The organism is Bacillus sp. FSL K6-6540 (genome assembly GCF_038007545.1).
The window spans coordinates 2,465,814-2,484,881 of sequence record NZ_JBBOXH010000001.1 but is presented as its reverse complement, the minus strand read 5'-3'; the positions used below and the strand labels follow the sequence as shown (position 1 = coordinate 2,484,881).

23 protein-coding genes are annotated in these 19,068 nt (G+C 52.7%); all 23 read right to left on the bottom strand.

Annotated features, from left to right (window positions below):
* Nucleotides 1-14: 14 nt before the first annotated feature.
* Complete coding sequence (gene dxs, locus MHH82_RS10965) at nt 15-1,922, bottom strand: 1-deoxy-D-xylulose-5-phosphate synthase (RefSeq protein WP_015734459.1); 1,908 nt, start codon at nt 1,920-1,922, stop codon at nt 15-17.
* A 108-nt stretch (nt 1,923-2,030) separates the two neighbouring features.
* Nucleotides 2,031-2,906, bottom strand: coding sequence for a polyprenyl synthetase family protein (locus MHH82_RS10960; protein WP_397359008.1), 876 nt, complete (start codon nt 2,904-2,906; stop codon nt 2,031-2,033).
* A 22-nt stretch (nt 2,907-2,928) separates the two neighbouring features.
* Nucleotides 2,929-3,189, bottom strand: a complete 261-nt coding sequence (xseB, locus tag MHH82_RS10955) for an exodeoxyribonuclease VII small subunit (RefSeq protein ID WP_009591232.1) — start codon at nt 3,187-3,189, stop codon at nt 2,929-2,931.
* Nucleotides 3,179-4,549, bottom strand: coding sequence for an exodeoxyribonuclease VII large subunit (gene xseA / locus MHH82_RS10950; RefSeq protein ID WP_340965639.1), 1,371 nt, complete (start codon nt 4,547-4,549; stop codon nt 3,179-3,181). Before xseA ends, xseB begins: the two co-directional genes overlap by 11 nt.
* Before the next feature lies 1 nt (nt 4,550).
* Nucleotides 4,551-5,411 carry a bifunctional methylenetetrahydrofolate dehydrogenase/methenyltetrahydrofolate cyclohydrolase FolD gene (folD, locus tag MHH82_RS10945; RefSeq protein WP_015734456.1) on the bottom strand — a complete coding sequence of 287 codons (861 nt, stop codon included), beginning with the start codon at nt 5,409-5,411 and terminating at the stop codon, nt 4,551-4,553.
* 66 nt (nt 5,412-5,477) lie between these two features.
* Nucleotides 5,478-5,936, bottom strand: a complete 459-nt coding sequence (gene nusB / locus MHH82_RS10940; RefSeq protein ID WP_009591251.1) for a transcription antitermination factor NusB — start codon at nt 5,934-5,936, stop codon at nt 5,478-5,480.
* A gap of 176 nt (nt 5,937-6,112) precedes the next feature.
* Nucleotides 6,113-6,346: a DUF2273 domain-containing protein gene (locus MHH82_RS10935; protein ID WP_009591264.1), complete on the bottom strand. Its 234-nt coding sequence runs from the start codon at nt 6,344-6,346 to the stop codon at nt 6,113-6,115.
* Between the two features lie 15 nt (nt 6,347-6,361).
* Nucleotides 6,362-6,901 carry an alkaline shock response membrane anchor protein AmaP gene (gene amaP / locus MHH82_RS10930; protein ID WP_009591270.1) on the bottom strand — a complete coding sequence of 180 codons (540 nt, stop codon included), beginning with the start codon at nt 6,899-6,901 and terminating at the stop codon, nt 6,362-6,364.
* A 70-nt stretch (nt 6,902-6,971) separates the two neighbouring features.
* Nucleotides 6,972-7,385 carry an Asp23/Gls24 family envelope stress response protein gene (locus tag MHH82_RS10925; protein ID WP_009591235.1) on the bottom strand — a complete coding sequence of 138 codons (414 nt, stop codon included), beginning with the start codon at nt 7,383-7,385 and terminating at the stop codon, nt 6,972-6,974.
* A 118-nt stretch (nt 7,386-7,503) separates the two neighbouring features.
* Complete coding sequence (accC, locus tag MHH82_RS10920) at nt 7,504-8,847, bottom strand: acetyl-CoA carboxylase biotin carboxylase subunit (RefSeq protein ID WP_015734455.1); 1,344 nt, start codon at nt 8,845-8,847, stop codon at nt 7,504-7,506.
* Nucleotides 8,848-8,901: 54 nt separating this feature from the next.
* Nucleotides 8,902-9,405, bottom strand: a complete 504-nt coding sequence (gene accB / locus MHH82_RS10915) for an acetyl-CoA carboxylase biotin carboxyl carrier protein (RefSeq protein WP_009591273.1) — start codon at nt 9,403-9,405, stop codon at nt 8,902-8,904.
* 169 nt (nt 9,406-9,574) lie between these two features.
* Complete coding sequence (locus tag MHH82_RS10910; RefSeq protein WP_096773232.1) at nt 9,575-10,438, bottom strand: SpoIIIAH-like family protein; 864 nt, start codon at nt 10,436-10,438, stop codon at nt 9,575-9,577.
* A gap of 66 nt (nt 10,439-10,504) precedes the next feature.
* Nucleotides 10,505-11,149 carry a stage III sporulation protein AG gene (spoIIIAG, locus tag MHH82_RS10905; RefSeq protein WP_340969903.1) on the bottom strand — a complete coding sequence of 215 codons (645 nt, stop codon included), beginning with the start codon at nt 11,147-11,149 and terminating at the stop codon, nt 10,505-10,507.
* Between the two features lie 14 nt (nt 11,150-11,163).
* Nucleotides 11,164-11,883: a stage III sporulation protein AF gene (gene spoIIIAF / locus MHH82_RS10900; RefSeq protein WP_340965632.1), complete on the bottom strand. Its 720-nt coding sequence runs from the start codon at nt 11,881-11,883 to the stop codon at nt 11,164-11,166.
* Nucleotides 11,884-11,924: 41 nt separating this feature from the next.
* A complete protein-coding gene (spoIIIAE, locus tag MHH82_RS10895; RefSeq protein ID WP_340965630.1) occupies nt 11,925-13,133 on the bottom strand; it encodes a stage III sporulation protein AE in 1,209 nt (402 codons plus the stop codon).
* A 16-nt stretch (nt 13,134-13,149) separates the two neighbouring features.
* Nucleotides 13,150-13,539, bottom strand: coding sequence for a stage III sporulation protein AD (spoIIIAD, locus tag MHH82_RS10890; protein WP_009591272.1), 390 nt, complete (start codon nt 13,537-13,539; stop codon nt 13,150-13,152).
* Nucleotides 13,540-13,549: 10 nt separating this feature from the next.
* Entirely contained in the window at nt 13,550-13,753 is a 204-nt protein-coding gene (gene spoIIIAC, locus MHH82_RS10885; protein ID WP_007129715.1) for a stage III sporulation protein AC, read from the bottom strand.
* A gap of 16 nt (nt 13,754-13,769) precedes the next feature.
* On the bottom strand, nt 13,770-14,288 hold the full coding sequence (spoIIIAB, locus tag MHH82_RS10880; RefSeq protein WP_015734450.1) for a stage III sporulation protein SpoIIIAB: 519 nt from the start codon (nt 14,286-14,288) through the stop codon (nt 13,770-13,772).
* Nucleotides 14,281-15,279, bottom strand: coding sequence for a stage III sporulation protein AA (gene spoIIIAA, locus MHH82_RS10875; RefSeq protein ID WP_036665743.1), 999 nt, complete (start codon nt 15,277-15,279; stop codon nt 14,281-14,283). The genes spoIIIAB and spoIIIAA overlap by 8 nt, the downstream gene beginning before the upstream one ends.
* 98 nt (nt 15,280-15,377) lie before the next feature.
* A complete protein-coding gene (locus MHH82_RS10870; protein WP_015734448.1) occupies nt 15,378-15,644 on the bottom strand; it encodes a YqhV family protein in 267 nt (88 codons plus the stop codon).
* 194 nt (nt 15,645-15,838) lie between these two features.
* Nucleotides 15,839-17,092, bottom strand: a complete 1,254-nt coding sequence (locus MHH82_RS10865; RefSeq protein ID WP_015734447.1) for an aspartate kinase — start codon at nt 17,090-17,092, stop codon at nt 15,839-15,841.
* A 239-nt stretch (nt 17,093-17,331) separates the two neighbouring features.
* On the bottom strand, nt 17,332-17,889 hold the full coding sequence (gene efp, locus MHH82_RS10860; RefSeq protein ID WP_015734446.1) for an elongation factor P: 558 nt from the start codon (nt 17,887-17,889) through the stop codon (nt 17,332-17,334).
* A gap of 89 nt (nt 17,890-17,978) precedes the next feature.
* Complete coding sequence (locus MHH82_RS10855) at nt 17,979-19,049, bottom strand: M24 family metallopeptidase (protein ID WP_340965625.1); 1,071 nt, start codon at nt 19,047-19,049, stop codon at nt 17,979-17,981.
* Between the last annotated feature and the right edge of the window lie 19 nt (nt 19,050-19,068).

Here is a 19,068-nt window from a genome sequence, read left to right as displayed (position 1 = left end):
ACTCCCGATCGTTACTAAGACATAAAACTTCTTTTGCCGAGTACGGCGGTCCGGGCATTCTTCAGGCTCCGGATTTCCTGGCAAACCCCTTCCAGCGTGAGACCTACTTCCTCCCGCTGCTGCGGAATGCTTCCATGCTCGATGAACCGGTCTTCGATCCCCATCAAGGATACGACCGCATCATGGATTCCCTGCTCTGCAAAATATTCCAGAACCGCGCTCCCCAAACTGCCTGCTTGCGAGGTTTCCTCCAGAACCAGCATCGACGTTCCCGTCTTCGCCAAATTCGCCAGCATATCTCCGTCAAGCGGTTTAAGGAAACGGGCATTCACGACTTCTACCGCAATGCCTTCCCGCTTGAGCTGCTCCGCTGCTTCTTCGGCCAGCTGAACCATCGGACCAGAAGCCAGGATGGCATACCCTTCGCCGGGACGGACGACTTCCCAGGTTCCGATTGGAATGGGCACCAGCTCAGTGTCCATCGGAACGCCGCGCACATTGTTCCGAGGGTAACGGTAAGCAATCGGTCCTTCATTATAATCAAGCGCCGTCTTCATCATGTGACGAAGCTCATTCTCGTCTTTTGGCATCATGATGACGATATTCGGGATATGACGCATGAAGGCCACATCGTATACCCCTTGATGCGTTTCGCCGTCTGCACCCACAAAGCCGGCACGGTCAATCGCAAACATCACGTTGGCGTTATGGCGGCAAATATCATGCACGATTTGGTCGTACGCACGCTGCATGAACGTGGAATAGACCGCGAACACGGGTTTCATGCCTTCCATGGCCAGAGCCGCGCACAGCGTTGCCGCGTGCTGCTCGGCAATCCCGACATCGATCATGCGGTCCGGAAATTTCTTGCTGAACGGGATCAGGCCCGAGCCGCCCGGCATCGCCGGCGTAACGGCGACGATGCGTTTATCCTGTTCCCCCAGCTCGACCAAAGTCTGTCCGAACACTTCCGTGTACATCGGATTGCCTACTGCCTTAAGCACTTGGCCGGATTCAATCTTATAAGGGGTGATTCCGTGCCATTTATGCGAATCCGATTCGGCTGGACGATATCCCTTGCCCTTGGTTGTTACGGCATGGATCAGCACGGGACCATCCACATTGTCCGCCTGCTTCAATGTATCGATCAGTTTGTTCAGATCATGTCCGTCCACAGGCCCGAGATACGTAAAACCAAGTTCCTCGAATAAAACACCCGGAACCATCATATATTTAAGGCTGTCCTTCATCTTCTCTGCCGTCTTCGCGAGTTTGCCGCCGATGGCAGGGATTTTCTTCAAGACCATCTCCACTTCGTCTTTGGCACGAAGATAAAAACGGTCCGAACGAATCTTGCTTAAGTAGTTATGCATAGCACCGACATTCGGTGCGATCGACATTTCATTGTCATTCAGGATGACCATGAGCTTCTTCTGCTCGTGGCCGATATGGTTTAGCGCTTCAAACGCCATGCCGCCTGTAAGGGCTCCGTCTCCGATCATGGCGATAACCCGATTGTCTTCGCCTTTCAGATCCCGGGCCATGGCCATGCCCATTGCGGCAGACAGCGAGGTGCTGCTGTGACCGGCTTCCCAGACATCATGCTCGCTCTCGGACCGCTTGACGAAGCCGCACAAGCCTTTGTATTTGCGGAGCGTATCGAATTTATCCATCCGTCCGGTCAAGATCTTGTGTACATAGGCTTGATGGCCCACATCGAAAATCATCTTGTCACGAGGGCTGTCAAAGCAATAGTGCAAGGCCAGCGTGAGTTCAACCACTCCCAGATTCGGTGCAAGATGGCCACCGGTAACGGACAGCTTTTCGATTAGAAAATGACGGATTTGTCCCGCTAAATCCTCGAGTTCGTCCACCGATAGATTTTTAAGTTGTTCTGGTTGTTTGATATTTGGAAGAAGCACGAAGAATCTCCCCGCTTTCCTTGATTAAGTTTACGTTACTAAGCCGATAGTAATTCAGCCATTAACAGACATTATATCACAAAAAAACCGTTTGCATGTAGCGCGCGCTCAGTGGTCCCGGGCCATCAAGAAATCCGCGATCTCCAGCAGCCTTGTAGGGTCGGCGAAGTTCCCTTCGGAAATGACCCGCTTGGCTTCTGCTGTCAGTCGCTCGACTTCATGCCTCGATGCGTCCAAACCGATGAAGTACGGATAAGTCACCTTTTCCTGCTTCACATCGCTTTGTACCGGCTTCCCGAGCTTGGACTCATCCCCGACGAGATCCAGGATATCATCTTGAATCTGAAAAGCAAGGCCGATATGATGCCCGAAGGTACGCAAGGATTCGATCTGGGAGTCGGAGCACCCGGCAACATGTCCGCCCGCCATCAGCGAGAACATGATTAGATCACTGGTCTTGTGCAGGTGAATATACTCAAGCTGCTCTAACGTCGTGATCCCTTGCTCCCCCTCCATGTCGGCAACCTGACCGCCTACCATCCCCCGCGGACCTGCATACTCCGCAAGATCCTCCACGATCGACAGCACGCGCTCTGCTGGAACCCCATGCTTTCTGGCAGCCTGGATGACGCTGTAAAAAGCATGCGTGAGCAAGGCATCCCCCGCCAAAATGGCGCTGGCCTCGCCAAACACCTTATGATTCGTCGGCTTGCCGCGGCGGTAATCATCATCGTCCATCGCCGGCAGATCATCGTGGATAAGGGAATATGTATGGACCATTTCCACCGCGCAGGCAACCGGAACGGCTGCTTCACGGCTGCCGCCGCCCGCCTCGCATGCCGCAATGACAAGCAGCGGACGCATTCGCTTGCCGCCTGCCATTAAAGAATACGACATGGACCGCGAAAGGGTTTCAGGAACTTTCCAGCCTGACGGAAAAAGATTCGTGAACTCGCTGTCCAGCCTGTCACAAATTTCATTCATATATTGATGGATCGTAAGTCTGTTATTCACCCAGTTCACCTGTCTCATCCAGCGTCCCGCCGAATGGCTTCCGCTTCAATTCTCCGCCTTCTTCCACGATCATTTCGATTTTCTGCTCGACCTGCTCCAGCTTTTTGCTGCACATCTGCGACAGTTTCATGCCTTGTTGAAATAAATCGATGGCTTTTTCAAGCGGCACATCTCCGTCTTCCAGCTGCTCAACGATCGTCTCCAGCTGAGCCATCGCTTCTTCGAAGCTGATCTCCAGTGTTTCATTCGCCAATCTCTTCATCCTCCTTCATTCCCCACACTTGACATTGCAGCTGTCCATCGTTGACCCTTACGTTCACCAAATCACCTAATTGCACGTCTTCTATCGATTTGACAAGCTTTTGCTCTTTCTCGTCATACACGAGACTGTATCCTCTCGACATGATCTTCAACGGGCTGAGCGCATCGAGATGTCGCATCTCGGTTTGCAGCTGCGACATCTTGGACTTCATGATCGACTGCATCGCATTCATTAACTGCCGGTTGGCCTGCTCTTTCCTTTTGGCGGCGAACTCCGCTTGAGTCCGCGGATTATATCGGATCAGGCCCTGGTGCAGCGATTTTTGATGCTGGCGGACCAGGGAAAGCCTGGATTTCAGGTGGCCCTGCAGCCGCTGGGACAGCATGTCCAGCCGTTCGGCATGCTGAAGCATATACCGACGGGGATGTACCAGGACCGGGGATCGCTGAAGCGATATCAAACGTTCCCGGCTCCGCTGAAGGCGCTGCTGTAGCCCCTGATTCAGCTGGCGCTGTCTTTGGTCAAGCTGCCCTCTCAGTTCTGCGCTGCTCGGAACCGCAAGTTCCGCTGCGGCCGTTGGCGTGGCGGCTCGAAGATCCGCGACAAAATCGGCGATCGTAAAATCCGTTTCATGCCCGACGGCTGAAACGATTGGAATATGGGATTGATAAATGGCCCTTGCAACGATCTCTTCATTAAACGCCCAGAGTTCTTCCAGTGATCCGCCTCCGCGCCCAACGATTAGCACATCAGCCTCTGCCATGTCGTTCATCGTCCGAATGGCCTTGACGATCGAAGGGGCAGCCCCTTTGCCTTGAACCAGCACCGGATACAAAATGGCATTCGCCTGAGGATAGCGCCTCCGGATCGTAATCATGATATCCCGCACGGCAGCCCCCGTTGGCGACGTGATCACGCCGATCGTCTTGGGATAGCGCGGCAGCGGCCGCTTGCGATCGGCAGCAAACAAGCCCTCTTCCTCCAGCTTCGACTTCAGCTGTTCATAAGCGAGGTACAAGCTGCCGATGCCGTCCGGCTGCATTTGGACGGCATAGAATTGGTACTGACCATCCCGTTCATAAACCGACACATTGCCCCGCGCTATGACTCGCGACCCTTCCTTGGGGATAAAAGGCAGCCTCTGGTTATGAGTCGCAAACATGATCGCACGGATCCGGCTGCCTTCATCCTTTAAGGTAAAATACATATGTCCGCTGGAATGATGGGTAAAATTCGATATCTCGCCACGGATCCATACGTCGGATAGCCTGGAGTCGCCTTCCATCTTCATGCGAATATATCGGTTTAAATCCTTAACGGATAATACTCGTCCTGGATCGACCGTCTTCATGTCAGGCCAGCCCATTCAGCCTTTTGGCGGCTATCAGTGTATTCTGCATGAGCATCGTGATGGTCATCGGTCCCACACCTCCGGGAACCGGAGTAATCGGGCCGGACACTGCCTTCACGCTCTCAAAGTCAACGTCCCCGGCAAGCTTTCCGTTCTCCAGGCGGTTCATGCCGACATCGATAACGACGGCACCGGGTTTCACGTAGCTGGCATCAATCATGTTCGCTCGGCCGATCGCCACGACCAGGATGTCCGCTTGACGCGCGATTTCCGCCATATTCCCCGTTTTGGAGTGGCACATCGTAACGGTCGCGTTCTCGCGCTGAAGAAGAAGAGATACCGGTTTTCCGACGATATTGGATCTCCCGATCACGACCGCATGTTTGCCTGCAATCTCAATGCCTGTCCGCTTGATCATTTCAATCACGCCGGCCGGCGTGCATGGCAGGAGACTGTCATCGCCTATTACGAGGTTACCCACATTAACCGGGTGGAAACCATCCACGTCCTTCTCCACCGCAATCGCATCGATGACGGCCTTTTCCTCGATGTGTTTAGGCAAAGGTAGCTGGACCAGGATCCCATGGATGGATTCCTGGGCATTGAGCTTGTCCACAAGCGCGAGCACTTCGTTCTGGCTGGAATCCGCGGGCAGACGATGCACCTCGGAATAAAAGCCCAGATCGTGGCACGCTTTCTCCTTGTTGCGAACGTAGACATGCGAAGCCGGATCATCTCCTACAAGTACAACAGCCAAACCAGGACGTACATTCTGCTTGGACAATTGTTCTACTTCTAACGCAATCCCCTTGCGAATTTCTTCCGAAATCTGTTTTCCGCTAATAATCGTTGCTTCTGTCATCCTGATCTCTCCTCCATTATGATTGAATCATTACGTTTCAAGCTGGGCATGAACATGCGTGCAGGTTTAGGACTGACGCAGCTTCACCTTGACTTGATCCAGCTCTTGAATCATCCGGCCCAGTACGCCGTTGACGAACTTGCCCGATTCCTCGGTTCCGAAATGCTTGGACAGTTCGATCGCTTCGTTAACCGCCACTTTCCCGGGCACGTCATCGCGATAAGTCAGCTCGTACACGGCCAGTCGCAGGATTTGACGATCCACGCGGGAAAGACGGCTTACCTGCCAGCCTTTCAAATAATGAGCGAGGAGTTCATCAATCGAATCCTTGGATTCCCATGTTCCGTTGACCAGCTGCAGCACATATTCCTTCATTTGAACCTCATCGCCAATGACCCGCTCGGTCTCATTCTCTTCGGCCGCTTCGGAGAGCAGCATCGACACGGCTTCCATGCTGTCGACTTCGTTCATCTCCATCTGGTAAAGGCTCTGAACGACAATCTCTCTAGCTACACGTCTTTTCATTATGTTCCTCCTGTGGACCCTGCCGAATCCATTTTTCTAATTAGTATGATCCATTTGCCGTCAAGACTTGACAACAATTAAACGCCAAAAAAAAAACCTGTGAATATCTCTCTCCGCAAAAAAGGCGCACTACACCTGTCCTCAGCATTTTTTCCGGAGAAAGCATATCACAGGGTTCATTTAAACGGCCGCCAGCGCTCGGAAAGCCAGCGTCCCCATTCCTGAAAGTGGAAGATGGAGCCCTGGTTCAGATCCTTGCGCTTGCCAAATATATAGCCGATAAATACCACTAATGCAAAGAACAGCATATCCCAAAAACCGGATAATAAATAAATCAGTCCGCACACAAGCCCGCCGGCCACCCCGGCAATTCTTCCTCTGTGACTCTCCCATATTTCTTTCCAAGGCATTTGGGAAGCTCACCTCTATTCCACGCGGCTCTTGAAGCTTGGTGCCTGAACCACGTTAGCAATATATACGGATACGGATGATACGGGTATTCCTGTTGTATCTTCAACAAAGTCGTGCACCTGCTTCTGCACTTCGGTAGTCAGCGTAGGAATGGATTCCTCGCCATCAACCACGGCGCGAATCGCAATATCAAGACCCGACTGGGATACCTTGATCCGCGATTTCAGATCCTTCACTCCGCGGACGCGCGAAGCCGCCTTCAAGCAGAGATTCTCGATCGTCTCCACGGAGATTTGGATATCGCCGAATTCCGTTCGCTGATCGATGGAGTTCAGGTTCGAGCGATCGCGCCTGACGGAGATGTAGAAAAAACGGATGCTCAGTAAAAACAAAACCGCAGCTACGATAATTCCAGCCCAGAAAAGGCGTTGTTCCTGAACATTCGTTAATTCGTAAGGAACAGCGCCACTCAACAGGAGGATGGCAACTACGGATATAACACCGATACTTAAGCTGTAGATAAACAGCAAAAGTCTGTCCATGATTTTGGCCACGATTCAGCACAGCCTCCTTAAATTAGATTAAACCCTCGACATCGCTGCCCAGGGCTAGCCTGAAACTATTCTATTTGACGCGTTGAGCCAAATCCAATTCTTCCGTCTTCTCCACGGATTTCATGAAATGGACGTCATGAATATGTACATTGACTTCAATCACCGTAAGCCCTGTCATATTCTCAATCGAACGTTTCACGTTGCGCTGGATTTCCCCGGCAACTTCCGGAAGTCGATGGCCATATTCCACGATGACGGATACGTCAACGGCAGCTTCCCGTTGTCCGACTTCAACTTTAACGCCCTTGGATAAATTCTTGCGTCCGAGCAGCTCCGCAATGCCGCCTGCAAAGCCTCCGCTCATCCCCGCAACACCGCGTACCTCGACCGTAGCGAGTCCGGCGATGACTTCAATTACTTCCGGTGCAATCTGAATCTCACCGATATCTGTACGTTCAAATTCTGTAGGCAAAGTTTCCGCCATTGTCTCAACACACCTTTCAGAATAAGTTAGCGGATGCACCCGAACTGCATAACGCATGCGCTCTTATTACTCATACTATACCATTTGGCCAAGTTTATGACAAACTTGGCCAAAGGTTTTAAATCTCATTTTCTTCCAAAAACTTAATATCGAAGTCGCCCTTCAAGAAGGTAGGATGCTTCAGCAGTTTCTGATGGAACGGGATGGTCGAATAGATCCCTTCAATCTCGAATTCAGCCAAAGCGCGTTTCATCTTCGCGATCGCTTCATCGCGGGTCGGCGCCCATACAATGAGCTTGGCAATCATCGAATCGTAATAAGGCGAAATCGTGTACCCGGGATATGCCGCGCTGTCCACCCGCACGCCAGGACCGCCCGGAGGCAAATAGAATTGAATGGTTCCCGGTGCAGGCATGAAGCCCTTGTCCGGATTCTCGGCATTGATCCGGCACTCGATAGACCATCCGTTAATGACGACATCCTCTTGACTGAAGGAAAGCGTGTTGCCTTCAGCTACGGAGATCATTTCCTGAATCAGGTCCACGCCGGTTACCATCTCCGTTACCGGATGCTCCACCTGAATCCGCGTGTTCATCTCCATGAAGTAGAACTGTCCGTCCTGGCCCAGCAAAAATTCAAGCGTGCCGGCACCGGAGTAGTTTACCGCTTTTGCCGCGCGAACGGCGGCTTCACCCATTCGGCTGCGTACCTCTTCACTTAGCACCGGACAAGGAGCTTCTTCAACCAGCTTCTGTCTCCGGCGCTGCACGGAACAGTCACGCTCCCCGAGATGCACGGCGTTGCCGTGTTTATCGGCGATAATCTGAATCTCCACGTGCTTCATGCCGGTGAGATATTTTTCAAGATACACGCCAGCATTGCCGAAAGCCTTCTGGGCTTCCTGCTGCGCGTTTGTAATCTGTTTGATCAGCGATTCCTCATCCTCGGCGATTCGAATCCCCTTACCTCCGCCGCCTGCGGTCGCTTTGATAATGACCGGATAACCGATGTCGCGTGCGAGCATGACGGCCTCGTCCAGATCCTCGACCAATCCGTCGGACCCGGGAATAACCGGAACCCCCGCATCCTTCATCGTTTGCTTCGCCACCGCCTTGTCGCCCATGCGGTTGATCGCGTCGGCGGAAGGGCCGATAAAGGTAATGTTGCAGGATTCACAGATCTCCGCGAAATCCGCGTTCTCGGCCAAAAAGCCGTAACCGGGGTGAATCGCGTCACACTCGGTCAGCGTTGCCACGCTCATGATATTCGTGAAATTCAAATAGCTGTCTTTCGATAATGTAGGGCCGATGCAATAGGCCTCGTCCGCCAAGCGAACATGCAGAGATTCCCGGTCCGGCTCCGAGTATACGGCAACGGTTGCGATGCCAAGCTCCCGGCAAGCCCGGATGATACGGACGGCTATCTCTCCGCGGTTCGCGATAAGCACTTTTTGAAATGTCATGCAGTAACCTCCTTCGGACTCATACGACTCTCGTTCTTGGCGAGTCCCTCCATATTACTCCGGCTTCACCAGGAACAGAGGCTGCCCGAATTCTACAAGCTGACCGTTCTGCGCGAGAACCTCAACGATTTCGCCCTTGATCTCTGCTTCCAGTTCATTCATCAGCTTCATGGCCTCGATGATGCAGACCGTCGATTTCTCCGTCACCTTGTCCCCCGGGCTTACAAACGGCCCAGCCTCAGGCGATGGGGAACGGTAGAAGGTTCCTACCATCGGTGATACGATTTTATGTAATGAGCTGTTGCTATCCTCCGCTGAATCCTGCTGAGGTGCCGCTGCAGGTGCTTGATTCCCCGTATTCGGCTGTACGATCTGCGGTGCCATCACTTGCTGAGCCGGTATGTACGCTTGCGGCGCGGCCTGATAGTTGTTAACGACCTCGGCTGCATTGGGTTTCTTAATGGATAAGCGTGTACCTTCGCTCTCAATCTCCAGTTCATGCACGGAAGTTTGATCCACCAGCTTAATAAGTTCCTTAATTTCGTTTAATTTAAACATGATCGACGTTCACTCCTTCACTTTCTTGGAAGCCCTTGCTTAGGACAGTCAGTCAATAGCTTAGAGTATTATATCACAATCGAGCGAAATAGAAAGAGCCCAAGGCAATCCTTAGACTCTTTCGGGTTTATCGTATATCCGTGGTTTATGTTGAAATCTGCTGACAAGCTTATGGCGCAACATATTGGACGGTTACTTTATCCGGCGAAACCTTCAATTCCTTCATCACAAGACTGACGATGTCCGCCGCGCCTTTGGCATCGAGTTTCTCGCTCAGAACGACCACATTATATTTCTCGCTCTCTTCCTTTACTACGGCGTTGCCGAATTGCTGCTGCAGGGTTTCCTCGATGCTGAGAATGACTTCCTCTTTCGCTTCCGCCGCTTTCAGCTGCTGGGTAGCTTGTGCTGTTTCCTCCGGTTTATTTTCATGGTTGTCGATTTTTGTCATTAATTCATCGTATAATTTATTATTTTTTTGTGCGCGGTCCAGTTTATAGGAATCCAGCTGTGCGATTGCAGACGTTGCGTTGGCTGCCACTTCCTCCAGCACTTCTTTATCCGATTTTTCGCCGCTCGTGCTGCTGGTGTCCTTGGAAGTCTCTGCTTCGTCCTTGCCGGTGCTGCTGGCGTCTTTGGATTTATCGGCTCCATCCGTGGATTCCTTCACTTCCGGTTCTTGCGGCTTATCCGCTTCTCCGGCCGCTTTCCCTTGGTCATCCTGCTCACCTTGCGTTGCCTCTGCAGGATCCTCCGTGCCGGTTACGCCCGTATCCGTCGTTCCAGTCCCTTGCTCGTTGGCTCCGGAATCTCCGTCCGTGCCTTCTTCGAGAACTTCGTTCACAACCAGCTCGTCGCCTGCGGTTCCATTGGCTTCCTGTCCTGCGCCGGGCTTCTGACCGTCTACCTGCGTGCTCTCGGCAACCGGCGGCGCTTTCGTTCCCGAATCGTCCGTGAACAAGTAGTAAGCGGACAGGATGACCATTAAACTAAGCATGGATACTAACCATATGGTTTGTCTTTTGTTATTCATTTGAACTTTTCCTCCTTTAATTGAAAACCTGTGGCACGAATGATCGGATCATCCGCAGGACTTCGTTTATTCCTGTTTGCGAGGGACAACGGATATACGATAAGATGGAACGTTCAGACCCCGCTGGATCGCATCCACGATCAAGCTCTTTACGACTTCATTCTCGGCCCCCTTGGCTACGACGAGCACGCCGCGGACCTGAGGTTTGATCTTCTTGGTGACGATCGGCGTCTCTTCGCCCGAAGAGTCATAGGTGACGATCTGGCCGTCGCGCTGGTAACTCGTGACATGGCGTTTCCCTCCGCTGGCATCGGTTTCTTCCGTGAGTTCCTGCGTATCCTTCATATTTCGCTGCACCACCAGTTCTTCCGTAGACTCCACGGTCACCATGACATCCACGGACCCGACGCCAACGATCTGTTCCAGCATGGTCTTGGTGCGCATTTCGAAATCCTGCTCGATGCTTTCGAATTCACCGCCGCTGCTGCTGCTCGCAGCCCCCTGGGTTGTTGAGACCGCGGCGGTGTCCGGCGGCGGTTCGCGGCCGATATTCTCATGATCCAGCTTCTTGACATTGACGAAGGAGTTGAACAGCATGATCGCGACGCCGATCAGGCCAAGAATGATCAGCCACCTGAAGGTCTGCATCTTCCTAGCACCGCCGGCTCCTCCGCCAAGCCACTGCTCCAACCGCTTCAACCAATTTCCCATCATCCTCACCTCCGCTACAGCTTGTTATCCTGATCCTGCCCCGGTGCATAGATCGTGATCAGTTCCGGCTCCAAATCCCACCGGCGGCTAATGTAGTTCCGAACCGGTTCTGCTCTGGCTTCCTCGGCTTTGCTGACAGCCTCTGCGTTTTCTTTTACTGCCGCCTTCCCATCCTTCTCCTCTGCCATGGAATCCACGTTCACCTGAACGGGATCCACTGGCGTTACGCCGATGGGACGTCTATCGTCTTCCCCTACTTCTGCATCCGCCGGCTCATCCCCAGCCAGCCTTACGTCAACGGAGCGTATCGCAGCGCCGGCATATTCCTTGCCCTGCCCGGCAACCGCGGCCAGCACCACCTTGACCTCTTGAACGGCTTCCCCCGTTTCAGCCGCGATCTCTTCTTTCATCACCTTGGCTAATTCGTTGCCAGCCCATTGCAGGCTTTGACTCTGCTGCGTATCCTTGAGCTTTTCGGCCTGGGCCATGATATGCTCCAGCTGAATTTCCTCCGGCAGCCCCTTCTCCTGCCGCTCCAGTTCCATCGCCAGCTGGTTCTCCGGGGGATCCGCAATTAATGTAATGATGGGACTGAGCAGCGTGAGCAGTATCAACAAGCTCAGGACTAGCCTGGCGTAGCGTTCAAGCGCCTTCCCGGGCAGGATCAAATCAACGAAGGCCGCAAAGAGAACCACCATGATAACGCTTTTCAGCCAATCTCCAAGCCAGTCCATTCGTCATACCTCCTAAGCTTTGGCGCCGCGTATCATCTGCCTCACCTCATCATGACGGTGATGTTGGCAGCCGTGAGCAGTATCGTTATGGCGAGAAAGAACATCAAGCTCACCGCGGCCAAGGCCGCGAAAACGTACAGCATCGTCTTACCGATCGTTTGGAGGCAGGTGCCGATCGGGGTATCGCCGAGCGGCTGCATGACGGCCGCCGCGACGTTATATATCAAGGCAAGCGTCAAGATCTTGATCGCAGGAAATGCGCAAAGGAACAAAATAATGATGACTCCCGCCAGCCCGATGGAGTTCTTAACTAGCAGCGAAGCCGAGATTACGGTATCCGTCGCATCTGCGAACATCTTGCCGACTACCGGAACGAAATTGCCGGTTACGTATTTGGCTGCCCGGATGGTTACGCCGTCCGTAACCGAGCTGGTCAGCCCTTGAACGGAGATAACTCCCAGGAACACGGTAAGCAGCACACCCAGGACGCCCATCGAGATCCCTCGCAGCAGATTCCCAAGCTGGGTCAGCTTGTACTTTTCGGATAAGGAACTAACCAGATGCAGCAGTGCCGAGAAGAACAGAAGCGGAAACACAATCGTGCTGATCAGCGTGCCTACCGTATGTACCATGAATATGACCAGCGGATGGGCTACCGAGACGGTGACGACATTGCCCATCGAGGCCATCAGCGCAAAGAGCAAAGGAAGCATGGCCATCATGAAATCGATCATTTGGGTGATGGCGTCCCGCGCATATCCGATCGCGATGCTGAAGCTGTTGACCGCGATGACCAGGACAACCATGTAACAGATCGTATAGGCTACCCGGCTCACGGTGCTTTTTTCGAAGGCCGTCTGCAGGTTCTCTAGAATCAAGCTCATAATGCTCAGCATGACGATGGTCGCCAGCAGCTTGCCGTTATAGAGCACCTCGTGCCACAGATATTTTCCGATACCGGACATAACCCCTTTGAAGCTCAGCCCGTCGCCGCCCGGCAGCAGCATATCCATCAGGGAGGGCGTCTTGCCATCCGGGAAAAACCCGCCGTAATCCTTCATGAGCCGATCCCAGTATTTCTCGACCTGATCCGTTGGCAGCTGCTGCGTCTGCTGCTCGACCCACTCATCGGCCGGATTGGCGGCTGCAGTCGCATCGATCGTCCCGCAGAACCATCCGGACAGCAACAGCATCGGGATCAGTAGGCAAAACACGGCCAAGCCTCTTCGAAGTGTTGCTCCTGTCACCATGTCCCCCCACCTTTTTTCAAGCCGGGAGGAGCTTCAGGACCGTCTCGATAATGATCCCGATAATCGGTACAGCGAGCACCAATATGAGCACTTTTCCCGCCAGTTCTATTTTGGATGCGATCGATTCCTGTCCGGCATCTCGAACGATCTGTGCCCCCATCTCCGCGATATAGGCGATTCCGATGATTTTCAGAACCGTCTTCAGATAGATGATCTGAACGCCGGAATTCTCGGCCAGATCTTCCAGCATGGATATGACATTACCGATCTTTCCGATCAGGAACAGGAAGATGAGGAGCGATGTCGCCACGGCGAGAAGAAAGGCAAAGAGCGGTTTCTGTTCCTTGACAATCAAGATCAGCACGGTAGCGATGATGCCGAGTCCTACCACCTGGATAATTTCCATAAATGTCCACCTACTGGAATAGAAAAATACTTTTGATTTCCTTCAGCAAATCGTCTAGCAGCCTTACGACCATAAACAATACAACCACGAACCCGATGAGGGTCACCCAATGCGCCATATCCTCTTTCCCCATCTGTTTCAGGACGGTATGAATCATGGCAATGATGATGCCAATACCGGCAATCTGGAAGATCGCGTTCACTTCAATGTTCATTTCCCTTGGCACCTCGCTAAAAGATCAATATGACGATCAATGCTCCAATGAGCAGTCCCAGACTTTTGCTCATTTTTTCATATTTGACCTGGTCATCCCTTGCCGCTGCTTCTTCATGCTTGAGCTGTCCCACGGCCAGAGCGATATGTTTGATCTGGTCCTGTCTGTCACTGGTGCCAAGTACGCCGCTTAGCTGTTCCAACACCTCACGCTCGGCACTTTTCATCGATGTTCGTCTCCAATATTCGCCAAGCGCCTTGCGGATGCTGTCTTGTGCGGATAACCCGTAATCGGGTCTCATGTAAAGCGCTGCGGAGGCCAACAAAGATTTGAGCGGTTCACGAAGGGAAACGCCGATTCGCTCCAGCGCGTCGGGCAGCGGCGTAAAGCCGTAGCTGATTTCCGTCTCCAGCCTTTGAAGCGCGAGAATAAGTTCTCGCAGCTGTCTGGGTCTTGCTGCGAATTGCTGGGCTTGGTAGAATCCGGCTAAGGTTCCTGCACCCAGCACGAGCACGGCCCCGACCAGTTTAAGCATAGGCATCACCTCCCGGCTGGCCGCTGATAGCCGTCTGAAGCGTTCGCTGGCCTCCGTCATACAGCTTGTATGATCGGTGGTCGCCCGCTCGGCTAAGAACCGCATACATTTCAAACATCCGGTTCTCCAGAAGTCCCGAGAGGGCGGGCCGGCCCCGCATGTCCTGAACGGATGAGCCATGCGCCGTTGCAATCACGCTGATGCCGGCATGCAAAGCCTCAATCACCGCTTCCGCATCCTCCGGCCGGCCGATCTCGTCCACAATGAGTACGTCCGGAGACATCGAACGGATCATCATCATCATCCCTTCGGCTTTCGGACAGCCATCCATTACGTCCGTGCGAGGGCCGACATCGAATCCGGGTACGCCGCGCAAACAACCAGCGATCTCGGAACGCTCGTCGATGATGCCCACCTTCATTCCCGGCCAATGCACGGATGAGTTTCCCCACTTGCCGTAGCTGATCTGTCTAGCGAGGTCTCTGAGCAGCGTCGTTTTGCCTTGCTGGGGCGGAGATAAGATCAGCGAGTGCATCACCCTTTTCCGTTTCCGGTCAAGCAGATGAGGAAGGATGTCGTCCGCCGCTCCCTGTATTTCCTTGGCAATCCGGACATTAAATCCGCTGATATCCCGAATGTGCTCCACCCTGCCGCCGCTCAGCACCGTCCGGCCCGTAAGCCCGACCCGATGGCCCCCTGGTATGGTGATAAACCCCTTTCGCAGCTCTTCTTCCATGGTGTAGAGGGAATGATTGCTGATAAGGTCCAGCAGCCTATGGGTATCCTCACGCGTCGGCTTATATGCTTCTTCAGGCCGCAAGGTGAGTCCGCCTCGCCTGTCCAGGAAATGATGCTTGCCCGCCGAATTGATCTCCAGCGGACGCTCTTCCCGGATCCGTACCTCCTCCACATGTTCGAGAAGCTCTTTCGATAGGTTCAGCAGCATGCGTTTTACGGTTTCGGGAAACAGGTCTAACCAATTCAATGTCATATCAATTTCCCCCAGGTTGTCCTTTGTGATCATCTTCTAATAAGAGAACTTCATATCCCATGTGTATGCTTGTACCTGAAAAATATGCAGCGAATCTATCATTTTTTTAAAACCCCGTATAAGAGACAGGAGACGCCGCACAATATCCAGCCGATCTTCCCCCATGACAATTTATCTGCCATTCCCACCAGACCGATGGTTGTGGTCAAAATCAAAATGAGCGGACCCGTAAACGCCAATGCCGAATTCACGGCAAGCGCTTTATCGACTTGGTTCAGGCGCAGCATGATGATGGCCGCGACGATCTCAAGGCTGCCCGAGAAAATCCGAAGCGTTGCCATACTTGCGACAAACTTGTCCAGCATGCGATATATCCTCCCTCTTCCTTCTACCTTCTTCACATGTGTGATGATTAAAAATATGCGGGGCCCTCTCGTTTTATCTCTATTTTTTCAATTTCATAGAAAGGAACTTCGAATCTTTCGGACAGCACAAAAAATCCCGGTCATAAATGACCGGGATTAACTCTATTAATATCGATGATGACGGTTGAATCCTGTTATCGGCGAACCTGCGGTCCGCCTACGGAAGCCTGCTGATCCGTATCCAGTCCGTACGCGGTATGAAGCGCCTGCACGACCCCTTCGAGATTGCTTCCCTCGATGACGCAGGATACTTTGATCTCGGACGTGCTGACCATTTTAATGCTGACCCCCTGCCGGGAGATCACGTCAAACATTTGTGCCGCCACGCCGGGATGGCTGACCATGCCCGCGCCGACAATCGATACTTTCACAAGATGGTCTTCCGAGGTAACGTCGCGATACGGCAGCTTGCCGCGAATGTGTTCGATCACGGACAACGCACGCTCCCGATCCGCCAGGGACACCGTAAAGGAAAAGTCCGCTTCGCCGTTCTGAACGCCGCTCTGCACGATGATATCAACGTCAATCGATTCTTTTGCAAGCTCTCCGAACACTTGGGCCAGAACGCCCGGCGTATCGGCTACGCCCAGAATACTGATTCTCGCTACATTCTTGTCGAATGCAATTCCGCTGACAACCACACCTTGTTCCATGCTTGTTTCCTCCTTAACAACCGTACCCTCGTTATGATTAAAGCTGGATCTGACGACAAGCTTGACTTGATTATGCTTCGCATACTCGACCGCACGCGGGTGAAGAACAGCCGCGCCAAGATTGGCAAGCTCGAGCATCTCGTCATAGGAAATCTCCTTCAGTTTCCGCGCGCATTTGACTACCCGCGGATCCGTGGAGTATATCCCGTCCACATCCGTATATATTTCGCATACATCCGCTTGAATGGCAGCCGCAAGAGCTACCGCGGTGGTATCTGAGCCCCCGCGTCCAAGCGTTGTAATCTCTCCGTCTTCGGACATGCCCTGGAATCCCGCGACAATGACGACATTTCCTTCGCCAAGCGCTTTGTGCACGCGCTCAGGCTTTATATCTGTAATGCGGGCTTTACCATGGACGGCTTCCGTGCGGAATCCCGCCTGCCAGCCGGTCAAGGACACTGCCTTGCGTCCAAGACCGTGAATCGCCATGGATAGCAGCGAGATGGATATCTGCTCCCCCGTGGTCATCAGCATATCCATTTCCCGTGCCGGTGGATTCTCGTTTAACAGCTTTGCCTGGTCAATCAAATCGTCCGTCGTATCCCCCATGGCAGACACCACGACCACACATTGATGACCTTCATCTTGTTTCTCTACAATTCTTCTGGCAACGCGCTTCATGCGTTCTGTATCCCCTACAGAGCTGCCTCCGAATTTCATGACGTACAGTGACAATGCTTCTTTCACTCCCCACTAATATCGGTATGTAACAGTGCTCAGGTGGTTTCTCACTTTAAAACAGTATAATACGAAAGTGAGTCACCCCGTCAAGGCTTTTCAAGGCAAAAAGAAAACAGACTTAGGACGCCGAGCCCGCTTATCGCAAAAAACTCCCGTACATTCGTACAGGAGTCGCGTTGGTTTAGAAGATATTGGCACCCCGTCCATCGTTGAAGGGTCCCGCTTAATGCATGTTATGCACGGGAAATGTATTTACCTTCGCGTGTATCGATCAGAAGCACATCGTCTTCGTTAATGAACAGCGGTACTTGTACATTCAGGCCGGTTTCCACTTTGGCGTTCTTCGTAGCGCCGGTAGCCGTGTTGCCTTTGATGCCAGGCTCGGTTTCAACAACCTTCAGCTCGACGCTGTTAGGCAGGTTGATCCCGAGGATTTCGCCTTGGTAGCTGATAATGTTAACGTTCATGTTCTCTTTCAGGAAGTTAAGTTCCCACTCCAGCTGCTCGCTGGTCAAGCTGAACTGGTCGTAAGTTTCGTTGTCCATGAAAACATGCTCTTGACCGCTGGCATAGAGATACTGAACGCCACGGTTGTCGATAATGGCACGGCCGATCGTTTCGCCTGCACGGAACGTCTTCTCAACGGTGTTGCCGTTGCGAAGGTTTTTCAATTTGGAACGTACGAAAGCTGCGCCTTTACCCGGCTTAACATGCTGAAAATCCAATACGGTGAAAATATCGCCATCAACTTCTACGGTCAAACCTGTTTTAAAATCGTTAACTGAAATCACTAAGATTCCCTCCTAAGGATGCGGTCTATTTAATATAGTACACATTTTTCTTAAAGCACAAGCTCAAAAAGACGATTTTTGAACCATTATTACAGTATGGTGTAATCTTTGGACGAGCTTGTCAGTATGCGAATGCCCGTTTCCGTGATGACGATATCATCTTCGATGCGGACACCGCCAAGTCCTGGCAGGTAAATGCCCGGCTCCACCGTTACGACCATGCCGGGCTGCAGCACGTCATTGCTCAGCTTGGACAGTCGCGGCGATTCATGAACTTCCATGCCCAAACCATGACCCGTGCTGTGGCCGAAATATTCCCCGTATCCGTAACGCGAAATAATATCCCGAGCCAAAGCGTCTGCTTCGCGTCCCGTCATGCCTGGTTTAATATGATCCAGTGCGTGAAGCTGCGCTTCGAGCACGATATCATAGATCTCCTTCAGCTTCGGATCAGGACTGCCGAGCGCCACGGTTCTCGTGAGATCGGAGCAGTACCCGTCCAGCAGCGCGCCGAAATCAAACGTAACGAATTCGTTCCCTTGAATGACCCGCTCGCTGGCTACGCCGTGAGGAAGCGCCGAACGCTCGCCGGAAGCAACGATCGTGTCGAAGGAAGACGCGGTTGCGCCATGCTTGCGCATGAACATTTCCATCTCGAGATCGATTTCCCGTTCCGTTTTGCCGGCAGCCAGAATCGTCAGGACATGGCTGAACGTCTGATCCGCCAAATCCGCTGCCCGCTGCATAATGCTCAACTCTTCGGCATCCTTGAATATACGCAAATCTTCTACAAGGCCCGAAACCGGCACCAGGCTGATGGGCGCGAGCTGTTCCGAATATGCGGAAAACACGCCGTATGTAACATGGTCCTGTTCGAATCCGAGCGATGTGATGCTTTCGGAAGACAACAGATCCTTGACCGTCTCCAGCACCTTCGGCCCGTGCTCGACCACTTTAAAACCGACGGCTTGCTGCGGTGCTTGCGTCATATAGCGGAAATCCGTCAAGAGATAGGCCTCATCGCGTGTGATCAGCACATATCCGGCAGAACCGGTAAAGCCCGTTAAATATCTGCGGTTGATCGGGCTTGCAACCAGCATAGCCGTCAAACCTTTGGCTTGAAGCTGTTCGCGCAATTTAACCACTCGTTTGTTACTCATTCTAACCACTCTCCTCTCA

What these genes read in the sequence shown, in the direction of transcription:
- MHH82_RS10925 (WP_009591235.1), bottom strand. Translation starts at nt 7,385, where the DNA reads ATGGCGGAAACTTTGCCTACAGAATTTGAACGTACAGATATCGGTGAG.
- nusB (WP_009591251.1), bottom strand. Translation starts at nt 5,936, where the DNA reads ATGAAAAGACGTGTAGCTAGAGAGATTGTCGTTCAGAGCCTTTACCAG.
- spoIIIAA (WP_036665743.1), bottom strand. Translation starts at nt 15,279, where the DNA reads ATGACATTGAATTGGTTAGACCTGTTTCCCGAAACCGTAAAACGCATG.
- spoIIIAE (WP_340965630.1), bottom strand. Translation starts at nt 13,133, where the DNA reads ATGGTGACAGGAGCAACACTTCGAAGAGGCTTGGCCGTGTTTTGCCTA.
- spoIIIAG (WP_340969903.1), bottom strand. Translation starts at nt 11,149, where the DNA reads ATGGGAAATTGGTTGAAGCGGTTGGAGCAGTGGCTTGGCGGAGGAGCC.
- spoIIIAF (WP_340965632.1), bottom strand. Translation starts at nt 11,883, where the DNA reads ATGGACTGGCTTGGAGATTGGCTGAAAAGCGTTATCATGGTGGTTCTC.
- spoIIIAC (WP_007129715.1), bottom strand. Translation starts at nt 13,753, where the DNA reads ATGAACATTGAAGTGAACGCGATCTTCCAGATTGCCGGTATTGGCATC.
- folD (WP_015734456.1), bottom strand. Translation starts at nt 5,411, where the DNA reads ATGACAGAAGCAACGATTATTAGCGGAAAACAGATTTCGGAAGAAATT.
- MHH82_RS10935 (WP_009591264.1), bottom strand. Translation starts at nt 6,346, where the DNA reads ATGCCTTGGAAAGAAATATGGGAGAGTCACAGAGGAAGAATTGCCGGG.
- spoIIIAD (WP_009591272.1), bottom strand. Translation starts at nt 13,539, where the DNA reads ATGGAAATTATCCAGGTGGTAGGACTCGGCATCATCGCTACCGTGCTG.
- spoIIIAB (WP_015734450.1), bottom strand. Translation starts at nt 14,288, where the DNA reads ATGCTTAAACTGGTCGGGGCCGTGCTCGTGCTGGGTGCAGGAACCTTA.
- MHH82_RS10960 (WP_397359008.1), bottom strand. Translation starts at nt 2,906, where the DNA reads ATGAATGAAATTTGTGACAGGCTGGACAGCGAGTTCACGAATCTTTTT.
- MHH82_RS10910 (WP_096773232.1), bottom strand. Translation starts at nt 10,438, where the DNA reads ATGAATAACAAAAGACAAACCATATGGTTAGTATCCATGCTTAGTTTA.
- accC (WP_015734455.1), bottom strand. Translation starts at nt 8,847, where the DNA reads ATGACATTTCAAAAAGTGCTTATCGCGAACCGCGGAGAGATAGCCGTC.
- accB (WP_009591273.1), bottom strand. Translation starts at nt 9,405, where the DNA reads ATGTTTAAATTAAACGAAATTAAGGAACTTATTAAGCTGGTGGATCAA.
- xseA (WP_340965639.1), bottom strand. Translation starts at nt 4,549, where the DNA reads ATGAAGACGGTCGATCCAGGACGAGTATTATCCGTTAAGGATTTAAAC.
- MHH82_RS10855 (WP_340965625.1), bottom strand. Translation starts at nt 19,049, where the DNA reads ATGAGTAACAAACGAGTGGTTAAATTGCGCGAACAGCTTCAAGCCAAA.
- MHH82_RS10870 (WP_015734448.1), bottom strand. Translation starts at nt 15,644, where the DNA reads ATGCTGGACAAGTTTGTCGCAAGTATGGCAACGCTTCGGATTTTCTCG.